The sequence below is a fragment of the uncultured Helicobacter sp. genome (assembly GCF_937906905.1).
Taxonomy (GTDB): Bacteria; Campylobacterota; Campylobacteria; order Campylobacterales; family Helicobacteraceae; genus Helicobacter_B.
Map to the genome: position 1 here is coordinate 79316 of NZ_CALERY010000034.1, position 12298 is coordinate 91613.

A 12298-nucleotide genomic window follows, 5' to 3' on the forward strand; every position below is an offset into this window, starting at 1 on the left:
GGATTTCTCCTAAAATAAGGCGGTAAGTTTGACTGGGTGAGCCTTATGCAGCCAACTTATTGTGCTTGCTCTTGTGGAGTCTGCTCCTGGGCTGTTTGGGAGGGTTGCGCCTGTCCAGATTCTGCTGAAAGTTCTGCTTCTTTGGATTCTAAGGGCTGGGTCATGTTTGCTGGGACTTGTGTGCGAAACTCTGCGTGTATAGCGCCATGCTCGAGCACAAGCGTATCGCCTTGGATCTTAAATGCGATAGAAGTATCAGCAAAAAGTTTCATAAGCGTATCTTCTACTGCCATAGATTCTGGCGCACAGAGCTTGCGAGTCGAGCCGACACTTGTGGTTTTGAGCAAATCTCCACTTAGTGTATATCCGCCAAAAAATCCATTACACCCGGCGTTGCCATTAAATTTACTCTTTTCTATGGTGAGTGTGGCTGGCTGCTCGGCTTTGGCTATATCGACAACCTTTCCGCTATCGCTTAGCGCTGTTAGGCTCCAGGTATTGTAGAGCTTGGCGCTCTCATCACCGCAGCCTAAAAATAGTGTAAGAATAGCGCTTATACCTGTTATTTGTAATGCTTTTTTCATGGGTGCTCCTTATAGAATATGTGAGTGGGGCTAGATTCTGGATATTTAGAGTAGCCTAGCGATCCTTATTGCTTTTGATTGCTTTGCTACTAGGGGCTTGGCTACTTCGAGCTTGACTAGATTTTGCTTAGAGTTCGGAGGGCTTTTTGGGATAGCAGAATCGATATCCGCGTCGGCGCACGGTCTCTATCGTGGCGATTCCCAGGGGCTTGTCCATTTTCTGGCGGATCTGGTTGATGGCTACCTCGATGACATTTGGCGTAACTAGCTCTGGCTCCTCCCAAATCGCATCAAGCAATTGCTCCTTGGAGACGATTTGGTCGCGGTGGCGTGCTAGGTGGGTTAGCACTTCAAATGGCTTGCCTTTGACCTCGATTTCCTTGCCTTTGTAGGTGATTTTTTCTTCATCTGGATTGATGATGAGATCATCGATTTCTATCGTGCTTGAACCCCAGAATCTAAGCCTAGCTTCCACTCGAGCTAGCAGCACAGGCACCTCAAATGGCTTGGCAATAAAATCATCTGCACCTGCCTTGAATGCGCTCACCTCTTGCTCGGTTTTTGGTTTTTGTGCTAGCACGATGACGGGGACTCTGGGGGATTTTGCTTTGATCTCTGTGATGAGATCCAAGCCGTTGCCATCTGGGAGCTTGAAGCTCAGTAGCACAAGATCATAATTACGGATATTGATGTAGTATGAGCCATCTTTCATGCTCTCTGCTATGTCTGTTTGGTAGCCGCTGTCGTTGAGATCTCTGCTGATCTTGTCGCTTAGCGCCACATCATCTTCGACTACTAAAATACGCATACTTCCTTCCTTAAGCCATGTTCTTAGAATCTTGATACATAATCAAAGCCTGGATTATAGCAAAATAAACAATTTTTTCAGCTAATTCTTATAAAATTTTTATTGTAATTAAAGCATTAAATTCTTACGCCGCAAGTTGCCTAGGCGCACAAGCAGAATCTGGGCATGATTGTTGTTTATTTACTTTTTTATTTCATAATTTCGCCCAAGCCGGATTTGCAAGAGTCCGGCTTAAACGCATTGACTGAAATGTATGAATTATGATCTGCATGTTTTGTGTGCGTTGCTCTCCTTTTTGTTTATTTAACTCCTTAAATTCCCTAGCGCTTCCCCCTAGCGCTAGGCGTTTCTCCCCTTAATATCTTTTTAGGTTTATTTTAGAGATTGGTAGATTCTAGATCTGCCTAGAGATAATTTACAAGCGACATTTGGTTGATTCTGCTTGTGGAGTTCATCACGGCACTTAGGTTTGTGGTGATATTGGTAAATTTATTATATGTATCAGCGATGTCTGCGCCGATATTTTGCCCCTTAAGCCCTTCAATCTGTGTTTTTAAAATCTCGTGGCGGCGTATGACATTTTCAAAAGTTTTGCCGTGTGAGCCATTGAGCGCAATGATTTTTTCTATATGGTCGCTTAGGTGGTCAAAGGCTGTTATGCCATTTTGCACGCCTTTATTACGCATACTCTCCCCATAAGTATCCTTTGCTCCGGCACGATATATGCCCTTTCGCACAGCTTCGATAATCTCATCTACTTCTTTGAAAAAGTTGATTTCTGGCGTATCAATGACTAGGGCGTTATTGGCATTTAGGCGCAGAGAGTTGGTGTTGCGTTTTAGTCTATCTTGTGAAAAGTCATTGCTACTTGCATCATAGAGCATTACATTCATTCTTGTTACAGAGCGCATTTTGTCTTGGATTTGGATTCTACCATCTGGAGTCATCATCACATCAAACATTCCTTTAGCATCGGTGAGTAGTTGGATATAAGCGTCCTTGGTGTTTTGCACGACCCCGCCATTTGGTGGCTCGACAGCCTTGTAGGCTTCGTGATCTTGGTTGCTATAGTTCAGCGCGATACTCATAGCGTCCATAAGCTGGCGATAAGTTACATCATCTGGTTTTGTGATACTAACCCCTGGTGGCTCATCGATTGGATTAAAGATTGGTATCGTGTAGTCCTGCCCATCACCAAGATGTGGCAGCATGAGATATGCGCCTGCTTTGTCAAAAACGATTCGCGCATCAATTTGCATGCCATTCATATCGTTAAGCTTTAGAACATAGCTTTGCCCCTCAATACTTGCCCCCACCACATCACTTAGTCTTGTCTCACCATTGGCATAGCCTCCGCCATTTGCCAGCACTTGCGAGAGACTAGAAGTGATTTTAGAGCCTTCGACCTGAAAAAATGTGCGATCATACTCATTGGCGTAATCTGTAGGTATGCCATCAGTCTGTGCGCCAAACTCATCAAGTGTGGTGAGCGCAATGGAGAATCCGTGCTCACCATTAAAGGGCGGATCTTGGAAGTCGTGAGCCTGATTGGCGACATTATTATCAATAACAATCAAACGCCCTTTAGTAATCGTTACATCAATATTGCCGCCAAAATGCTCTTTAATCGCTTGGGCGAGATCCCTAGCAGTAGCTCCTTTAATATCAAAGCGCAAGAAGTCTAGTGGCTCCTTCCCCTCTCCTGTATCAATCCTGCCATCTGGCGTATTTGGGCGCGTGCCACTGATAACAAGTGTAGAGACATTAGGGGGGAAAAGCTCTTCAAGCTTGGTAGTCATCTCCGCGGCTTTATTATCTCTGGTGATGAAAGCAGTAGGTAGCTCCACCTTGCGGAAGTCGCTTTTATCCGTTACCCCTGTGATACTAGATACTGCCCTATCTGTCAAAAACGCGCTTTGATTATAGGCTGTAACGCGCGCACCATTGGTGATGAGGTCATCGACATTATCGACATTCATATCACTTGAGATGAGATGAAAATCTATCCCTGATTTACCCGGCTCTAAATCTTTTATCTCTATTTGCCCCCACTGATTGAGCGTAACTTCTACGACCTTATTTAACGCAGTGTTGCCAAACTCCTTGCCAATGCGATCGAGCAAGTCTTGCACCTTTGTCGCACGCTCATCATTAGAAAACGCCTTATCCAAAGCAAACTTAGACTTAAACACCGAGCCATCAGATCGCACACCACGCAAGTAAAAATACTCCGGCTTATCATTACTAGGGTCGCTATCATCATCGCCGATTAAATCGCGCAGAGTATCGCTGGCTTTGATATAGACTTCTTGGGAGAGATTGCTGCGATTGGAGCTATCCATAATGCCCGGATGCAGTTTAGATTGATTAAGCATTTTTAGGTTTGTAGTGATGATACGCTGCTTATCACTATCCCTGCCAAAGAATAGCTCCTGCCCTGTTACATTATATGGCACGAGATTATGCGAGCTTACTAGGACATTGAGCTTTTCATCATTGCCGTGGTAATTGCCATCTTCATCAAATGGTGGGTGATCGACCCTGCTTCCACCAAAGATGAAATTCCCACCAATAGATGTGTTTGCTAGGCTTAGGAAGTGCTTTTTCAACGCCTCCATATCATTGGCGATGGCTTCGCGCGAGGCTGGGGAGTGTATGTCGTTTGCCGCTTGGATTAGCTTTGTCTTAAACTGCACCATTGTTTCTGATAGATCTGAGAGAGTTTTATCGGTATTGAGCGTGGCGGTTTGTGCGTGCTCGGCGACATCAATGCCTTGGGCTAGGGTGTTGATCTCATTTTCAAAGCGGAGATTTTGATTATAGACACTTGCGTCTTGGTAGCCGTATTGGATTTTCAGCCCAGAGGCGATCTGCGTGTTTTTGTCATTAAGCTTGTTTTGCAAGGTATTTTGATAGTGGTTCATTTGGTTGTATTTAGTCCCAAATGTGATACGCATAGAATCTCCTTGAACTTAAAATCCTAGAATCCACTTTTTGTATGTTTGGCGTTGGCTTTTTGCGATAAATGCGGGAGCTGAGAAAAATCGCCGCAGTCACTGCCGCTAAGGTAGCTCCCTTGCGATTTTCCTTGCACCCCACATTTCTCATCAAAAATCCTGCCGCTTGCGACTTGAGCTTGCTGTCTTTTACTCAAATCCTAGAATCGTTTTTTCCAAAATTGACTTAACCCCTAGAATCTACTTTTTACACACTCCGCCTCCTAGATTAAAGCAAGCAAAAAAAGTGCCATTTGGATTCTAGTATTTCCAAACTTATATTGTCGCGCAATCAAAAGCTTGCTATTGGCTGGTAATAATTCTCTTGCAGTAGTTGCTACTATAATCGCGCACCTGCGAGTCTAGCGACCGAATCGCTTCATATGAGTTCAGCATATTAGATTCTGGTGCAAGCTCTGGTCTGCTAGCAAAGTGCTCCAGCGCAGCGAGCACCACCGCGCAAATCTCACCAAACCTAAATTCATCGCGCAGAAAATGCGCTATGGCAGTCTCATTGCTAGCATTGATTATGATGCCGAGTTTGGGGTTTGCTAGGAGCTTGTTTTTTAGCCCATAGAGTGGGTAGCGATCTGTGCTGATAGGCTCGAAGCTAAGGGCTAGAATCTGGGACAAATCCATGGACTCTATGATTTGGCTCTGTGCGGCTTGGATAGGATCTATGGCATAAGCGATAGGCAGGCGCATATCAGGCAGAGCGAAATGTGCTGTCGTGCTGCCATCAAGAAACTCTATAAGCGCATGCACACTAGAGCTTCGCTCAATGAATGCTTCCACTTCCCTGCAGCCAAAGAGCCAAAATGCTTCTAGAATCTCAAATAGCTTATTTACCATACTTGCAGAATCTATGGTGATTTTTTGCCCCATGCGCCAGTTTGGGTGGCAGAGCGCGTCATGAGCGCGTTTGTGCGGGATTTCATGCAGTGGCGTATCGCGAAATGCCCCACCGCTAGCAGTGATGACAAGCCGCTTTAGCACGCGGTGTGTGCGCAGATACCATAGCCCGAAATGCTCGCTATCTATGGGGATAATTACGCTAGTATCCAGGAGCCAGCCCCCAGAGACGAGAGATTCTTTATTGGCTAGGGCTAGGGTCTTGCCACATTGTTGGGTGCATAGCGATGGTTCAAGCCCGGCAAATCCAACAATGGCATTTACTACAAGACTAGATTCTGCTTTTTCAATCATCTCGCAAATCCCCGCACTCCCAACAAACACTTCTGCGCCCATGGGCTCTAGCAGTGGCATATCGGCATAATCCGCGATTGCCACGAAGCGTGGGCGGTGCGCTTGGATTTGTTGGTTTAGTAGTGCGATGTTGCGCCCACAAGCGAGCGCTTCGACTCTGCGCGAGAATCTAGTCGCTATTTCTAGCGTAGCGACGCCAATAGACCCGGTGCTACCTAGGATTATCATGGGGTTTGTAGCTATTGCATGAGATTGAGCAGAGACATGCAGCGCGAGCAGGCAAAATCATTAAAAAATATCAGCAAGAAATGCATGCCCACTGCGCCAAAGAGCACTGCGTCAAATCGATCGAGAATCCCCCCATGCCCGGGCAGAATCGAGCCAGAGTCTTTTACTTGTGCTTGGCGCTTGAGATAGCTCTCGTATAAATCGCCAAACACTCCACACACCGCCACGATGAGGCTTGCAAAAATCGCGAAGAAAAAGTGCGTCCCAAGCACAAAAATCCCCGCCACACTCCCTACGACAATAGAAACTGCTACACCGATAATAACGCCCTCAAGCGTCTTTTTAGGGCTGGTGGGGCTTAGTGGAGTTTTGCCAAAAAGTCTGCCGCCAAAATATGCCCCAATATCACAAAGTGCGATAATCAAAATCAGCCACACAATATGTGAAACACCAAAGTCCTTATACACGCTATAGAGCGCGAGAAATGGCAATGTCGGGTAGAGAAATGGCAGCATTGCGCGAGGGCTTAGGCGCTGGGCATAGGCAGTAATAGAGGCTAGGATCATACATGCTACAAGTGCGCTTTCGATTGGGTTTGCTACGAAATACGATGTCGCCCAGAGTGCGAGAGCCAGCGCGTAGAATCCCGCGTGCTGCTCAAGATCATACAGAGCTAGCGCTTCTCTAAAGCCCAGGATAAACACCGCGCCAATCACTGCCCAAATCACGATTGGATTGTTCCATAAAAGCAATGCGGCGATGACGCCAATAAGCACAGCTGCAGTGATATAGCGCGAGCTCTCGCCAGAGAGCTTAGCTTTCATGTCTTGCTTGATTTCATCGAGCGAGACATTGGGGATTTTGGTGTGGGCATGGGATTTTGCACTAGAATCTGCACTCTCTTTTTCCAGAGATTCTTTGGTAGATTTTGTGTCCATGGTAGAATCTAGTGCGCTAGATTCTGGCTCTTGTGGCGCGGAATCTAGCTTATCAGGGGAGCTTTCTGGCTCTTGTGGCTGGGCGTTTTCTGGGTGATTATTCTTAGGCATGGGTTTCCTTTATATATTCGATTGGGAGCAAGTCTATTATATCAAGTTTATAGAATCTTTTGGGCGAGGATATAGAGGGGCTCGTAGGTTAAGCGAGCGCCAAACATCTGCTCATAGGCTAGGAGCTTGGATTTTGTGAGTGTGGCATGTAGGCTATTGACCCCGCTATCGCGCAAATGCCTAAACACCCCAAGCGCATTGCCAAAATCTAGCACCTGCACTTCACTGCTGATATGTAGCACCTGTAGCCCTAGCGCTTCAAGCTGGTTTCGCAGAGAATCTACCCCCCGATATTCAAGCGAGACGCCAAGTGTATAGGCGATTTCATAGTAATTTTGCATGCCAAAGCTCCCTAGCAGCAGCACCCCATGGTTTTCCAACATACGAGCAAGCACAGGTAGTATCTCATAGCTATCTAGCCATTGTAGGCAGGCGTTTGATGTGATGAGGTCAAAGCGCTTTTTGCTCATGCTATGCGTGGCTAAATCTCGCATGTCAAAAATCTCCGCCCTCGTAGCAGGACTAAGTCGCTTCTCCCAGTGCTGGGAGAAATCATTGATGTCGCTGCAGATAAACTCTCTATACACCAGCTCACGCTGTAATATCTCGCTAAACTCACCGCCCCCCGCGCCAAATTCAAAAATCCGCGCAAACTCTCTGCCATGGGTTGGTAGATTAGATTCTAGGAGTAGGTGCATAAGATTCTCGCGCATGTGCGCTTGGATTCTGGCATGTTTGGCATAGCTCTCTCGTGCTGCATAAAATCGCCGTGCCACTGCCTTGCTCTCTGGCAGACTAGAATCGAGCGTCCTAAATTTTTGAGACTTTGGAGTGGTTTTTGGTATTTCAAGCGCTCCGCAGAGTCGTAGCACATCGCTCCAGCTCGTAAATAGCCCAAACAAAAAATGTGGTGCATTAAGCTCATAGCAGGGGATTGGTGGAGTGTGCTTGCTAAAATATACACGCACGCTCTTTGGTGGGAAAATATTATCGCGCGTGGAGATGAGCGCGTGGGTGTAGGTGAGCTTGGGATTATATGCTAGAGCAGTTGCAAGCGTGCAGAGACTCTCAAGCTCGCGTTTGCAGGTATTGGTATCAAGGCTAGATTCTAGTGCTTGGCAGAGAGTGGGCGATTTAGACTCTGGTGCATTAGTTGGCGAGCGAGAATCTAGCCCAAAAAGTGCGTGGGCAAAATCTCCTAGGCTAAAATATCTCATCGTGCGTGTGTAGATTCTGGGGTGGATTCCTAGTGTTTCATCAATCCCAAGTGGTGTGCCATTTACTGCGATACGCGCGCTAAATCTCCCCCATAGCCCAGAATCTAGCGCGCTAAAGATTCTAGGCGCGACACAGACTCCTAGAGAAAATGCCACAAGGACACAGCGCTCATACCCTGCCATATACTCTTCTAGCGTGCGCGCGGCGGATTCTAGTTTGTCAAAATTGATCTGGCTAGATTCTCGTTCGCCAACTAATGCACCAGAGTCCAAATCCCCATATCCATAGCACAGCACCACATCGCATGTAGTGGGAGTGTCCTGGCTAGATTCTGCTCTGGATTCTGGGCAATCCAAGCCCCAAAACATCTCCTCTATCGTAGCAAACCCGCCAAATACCACGACAAGCGTGTGGGCGCGTGTTTTTTGACTTGCGCGTTTATAGGTGATTTGCATAGGATTCTAATGCGTCAAAAAGTGGCGCGAGATTGGGCAGATCGGCATGCAGGCAGAAGCGGATTCTCGCACTTCCATGTGGGATTGTGGGAGATTTGATCGCCTTGGCAAAAATCCCGCTAGATTCTAGTGCCCTCTCGCAGGCGATGGCGCGCTCATTTGCCCCAAGCACAAGCGAGATGATTTGTAGCTCGCCAAGCACTTGCCACTCTGCATTATCGGGTAAGCGGATTTTATGCGTGATAGATTCTAGCTGTGCGCGGGTATGCTGGCTTAAAGCACGGATTTTCTCGCGTTTGGGCTCAAGCTCGCCCAGCAGCGTGAAAGCAAAATAGCTAAATGCGATATTGATGGGTGGCAGTGCAGTGGAGTAGATGAGCCCACGAGCGAGATTGACAAAGAGCTCGCGAAGTGGGCGCGCGCATAGCATACATGCCCCCACGCTCCCAAGCGCTTTGCCAAAGGTTAGCACGAGAAAATCCACTTCTGTGATATAGCCCATACTAGCGCAAAGCCCAAGCTCGCCCACTACACCAAGGCTATGGGCTTCATCGAGATAGAGTAGGGCGTTAGGATAGGTGCGCTTGAGTGCGACAAGTCCTGCTAAATCGCACAAATCCCCCTCCATGCTAAAGAGTGCTTCACTCACGATGATAATATGCGCGAAATTCTTGTGGCTAGATTCTAGGAGTGCGCTTAGATGCGCTATATCATTGTGTTTAAAGCGTTTCCAGCGTAGCGCTGGGTTTAGGGATTTGCCAAGCAGTAGCCCATCAAACATGCTCGCGTGCGCGTATTCATCGATGAGAATAAGCGTGGATTCTAGCCTGCCAAGCGCAGCCAGACAAGAGCAGTTAAGATGATAGCCGCTGTTGAAAAGCAGTGCGGATTTTTGCGCAAAACATGTCTGTAAATGCGCTTCAAACGCTTCCCACACAGGTGAGCCACCACTTAGCAGCCTTGAAGACCCAGAGCCAAAGCGCAAATCCTGCTCTCTAATCCCCTTTTGCCTAACAAACTCCCAGAATCTCTGTGCGAGTGTAAGCGCAGAGTCATCAGGAGCGGCATTGCCTGGGCGATTTAGATTCTGGTTTAGGATTGCGTGGCTTGCGCCTGCTAGCCCAAGGTAGTCGTTGCTAGTGAGATTGAGCAAGAGAGGGGATTGCGGGGTGGATTCTGGCGTGGTTTGAGGGTTTGGGGATTTTGGTTTTTGGAGATAAATCCCATGATGAGCGTAGTCGGTGATTGTGCGGAGATTATGCGCGCGCTGGAGAGATTCTAGCTGCGTGTGGGCGCGTGTGGTAAGGGAGGTGGATTTTGGGGTATTGGAGAGTGATTTAGCCATGAGACACCGGTAGTTAAAATTGGCGCGGATTGTAGCAAATTATGCGATAATGTGCGATTAAGGAGTCATCATGCCTGCCATATCGCCTATATCACAAGCTTCCCAAATCTCGTCAAACGCTACTCTCGCTGCGCGCGATCTTGCGCACATCTGGCACCCATGCACGCAGATGAAAGAGCATGAATCCCTGCCTATAATCCCCATAAAATCCGCTCGTGGCGCGAGTTTGTTTGACTTTGAAGGGCGCGAGTATATTGATTGTATCAGTAGCTGGTGGGTAAATCTCTTTGGGCATTGCAACCCAACGATAAACGCTGCAATCAGCGCGCAACTAGAGAGCCTAGAGCATGTGCTGCTTGCGGGATTTACACATGAGCCTATCATCACGCTTTCCCAGCGTCTGTGTGCTTTGCTGCCAGAGAATCTACGCAAATGCTTCTATGCGGATAATGGCTCATCGGCGATTGAAGTCGCGCTCAAAATGAGCTTCCACTACCACCTAAACATGCAGGGATATGATACGCGTGGGCTTCTGCTAGAATCTAGGCTAGATTCTGGTGCTAAACATGCTAAACGCACGAAATTTCTCTCCCTTACTAATGCTTACCATGGCGAGACGATCGGCGCACTAAGTGTGGGGGATCTGGGGCTGTATAAAGCTACTTATGAGCCCATATTGCTTACTAATATCGCTACACCTGTGCCAGATGTGCTTGGCAATGCGCACGCGCAAAATCTCTGTAATACATTCCCTAATAGCGCATTTCAAAACGGCGTGCTAAACCCTGCGCTGCTAGATTCTAGCGAGTATTATGAACATGAGCTGCTCGCCCTAGAATCTATCTTGCAAGAGCAGGGTGAGGAGATTTGTGCATTCATCTTAGAGCCACTTATCCAGTGTGCAGGGGGCATGCATATCTATCCGCGTGCATTTGTGCAAAAAGCCTGTGAGCTAGCTAGGAGCTATGGGATTCTCATTATATTTGATGAAATTGCGGTGGGGTTTGGCAGGAGCGGGAGCATGTTTGCCTATGAGCAGTGCGGGATTGTGCCAGATTTTCTCTGCTTATCAAAAGGTATCACAGGTGGCTACATGCCCTTAAGTGTGGTTATCACAAGCGATGAGATTTATCAGGCATTTTATGCGCCCTATGAGGAGCAGCGGGCGTTTTTACACAGCCATAGCTACACGGGCAATGCGTTGGCATGTAGCGCGGCAAATGCCGTGCTGGATATATTTGCACAAGAGCATATCATCGAGAAAAATCGCACGACTTCTGCCTATATCGCAGAGTGCTGGAGCGAGCTTGGTGAGCTGCCTATTGTGCGTAATCTGCGGCATTGTGGCATGATATTTGCGCTGGATTTGCGCGCCAATCCTGGGGAGCGGCTGGGGCGCGAGGTGTTCTTGCGTGCTTTGGAGAGAGGGCTGCTACTGCGCCCGCTTGGCAATACGATCTACTTCATGCCTCCATATATCATCACGCGTGAGCAGATTGCTTATGTGGTGGAGAATCTTGCAGGGATTTTGGAGGGATTGGGGTAGGGCGTGGATTTGGTGATTAGCTTAGAGGTGCTAAAGCTCTTGCAGAATCATTGTGTCTTTACCGCAATGCTTATGTGCTACTCTCCAATGTATGTGGGATCGTATGCGTCTATCTGGGCTTTAAATCCTAGATACTAGCTACTTTGGCATTTTAAAGCCAAACAAATTCAAAGCCTTTTTAGAATCTTAGCGGGATTCCCGCCTACAATGACATTTGGCGGGACATCTTTGGTTACTACACTTCCTGCGGCAATGATTGAATTTTCCCCAATGGTAACGCCCGGGCAAATCGTGGCATTTATCCCTATCCACACCCTATCTTTTATCACAATGGGCTTTGTGAAAGTTGCCTTGCGATTGTAGGGATTAAAATCGTGATTGATTGTAGTGAGACACACCTTTGGGGCGATAAACACATCATCGCCAATTGTAATCCCACCCCTATCCATAAAAGTGCAAGAGCTATTCATAAAGAAGTTTTTACCTACCTTGATATTGCGTCCAAAATCCACATAAAAAGGCGGGATAATCCAAGTGCTAGAATCCACATCATAGCCTACAATCTCGCTAAAAATCGCTCGTGTAGATTCTGGGCTATGATGTGCGGAGTTGAGCTTATGGGTAAGCTCTATTGTCCGCAAGATGATTTTTTTAATCTTATCAAACTCTGGATCATTCATATCCACTAGTTCACCCGCCAAATCACGCGTGAAAATATCTCTATCTGTGCGTGGTGTGGCTTTGGTTGTAGCTTTTTTACTTATATCCTGCATATCACTTCCTTTTCTCTGCTTGTTTAATCGCTTGTAAATACTCTTCATCGCTTAGCTTATCGCCCCATATCACATTAGAATCCTTATCAT

Annotated in this window: 10 protein-coding genes; 1 reads left to right on the forward strand and 9 read right to left on the reverse strand. The window is 47.2% G+C overall.

What is annotated here, in order from left to right:
- Positions 1 to 56 precede the first annotated feature (56 nt).
- The 8 genes from Q0171_RS08355 to Q0171_RS08390 form a co-directional block, all read right to left on the reverse strand.
- Entirely contained in the window at positions 57 to 584 is a 528-nt protein-coding gene (locus tag Q0171_RS08355; RefSeq protein WP_299328916.1) for an META domain-containing protein, read from the reverse strand.
- A gap of 127 nt (positions 585 to 711) precedes the next feature.
- Positions 712 to 1392 carry a homeostatic response regulator transcription factor HsrA gene (gene hsrA / locus Q0171_RS08360; RefSeq protein ID WP_299328919.1) on the reverse strand — a complete coding sequence of 227 codons (681 nt, stop codon included), beginning with the start codon at positions 1390 to 1392 and terminating at the stop codon, positions 712 to 714.
- 404 nt (positions 1393 to 1796) lie between these two features.
- The gene (flgL, locus tag Q0171_RS08365; protein WP_299328921.1) at positions 1797 to 4349 is read right to left on the reverse strand and encodes a flagellar hook-associated protein FlgL; all 2553 of its coding nucleotides are present in this window, start codon (positions 4347 to 4349) and stop codon (positions 1797 to 1799) included.
- 23 nt (positions 4350 to 4372) lie between these two features.
- Positions 4373 to 4546, reverse strand: coding sequence for a hypothetical protein (locus Q0171_RS08370; protein ID WP_299328924.1), 174 nt, complete (start codon positions 4544 to 4546; stop codon positions 4373 to 4375).
- 145 nt (positions 4547 to 4691) lie between these two features.
- A complete protein-coding gene (gene dxr, locus Q0171_RS08375; RefSeq protein ID WP_299328926.1) occupies positions 4692 to 5822 on the reverse strand; it encodes a 1-deoxy-D-xylulose-5-phosphate reductoisomerase in 1131 nt (376 codons plus the stop codon).
- 11 nt (positions 5823 to 5833) lie between these two features.
- A complete protein-coding gene (locus tag Q0171_RS08380) occupies positions 5834 to 6646 on the reverse strand; it encodes a phosphatidate cytidylyltransferase (RefSeq protein ID WP_299328945.1) in 813 nt (270 codons plus the stop codon).
- 272 nt (positions 6647 to 6918) lie between these two features.
- On the reverse strand, positions 6919 to 8544 hold the full coding sequence (locus Q0171_RS08385) for a pimeloyl-ACP methyl esterase BioG family protein (RefSeq protein ID WP_299328929.1): 1626 nt from the start codon (positions 8542 to 8544) through the stop codon (positions 6919 to 6921).
- Positions 8528 to 9889 carry an aminotransferase class I/II-fold pyridoxal phosphate-dependent enzyme gene (locus Q0171_RS08390; RefSeq protein WP_299328931.1) on the reverse strand — a complete coding sequence of 454 codons (1362 nt, stop codon included), beginning with the start codon at positions 9887 to 9889 and terminating at the stop codon, positions 8528 to 8530. Before Q0171_RS08390 ends, Q0171_RS08385 begins: the two co-directional genes overlap by 17 nt.
- Before the next feature lie 70 nt (positions 9890 to 9959).
- Between Q0171_RS08390 and bioA the strand changes: the two genes are divergently transcribed.
- Entirely contained in the window at positions 9960 to 11435 is a 1476-nt protein-coding gene (gene bioA, locus Q0171_RS08395; protein ID WP_299328933.1) for an adenosylmethionine--8-amino-7-oxononanoate transaminase, read from the forward strand.
- Positions 11436 to 11602: 167 nt separating this feature from the next.
- On the opposite strand, the gene Q0171_RS08400 is transcribed toward bioA, so the two are convergent.
- Entirely contained in the window at positions 11603 to 12208 is a 606-nt protein-coding gene (locus Q0171_RS08400) for a sugar O-acetyltransferase (RefSeq protein WP_299328935.1), read from the reverse strand.
- Positions 12209 to 12298 lie beyond the last annotated feature (90 nt).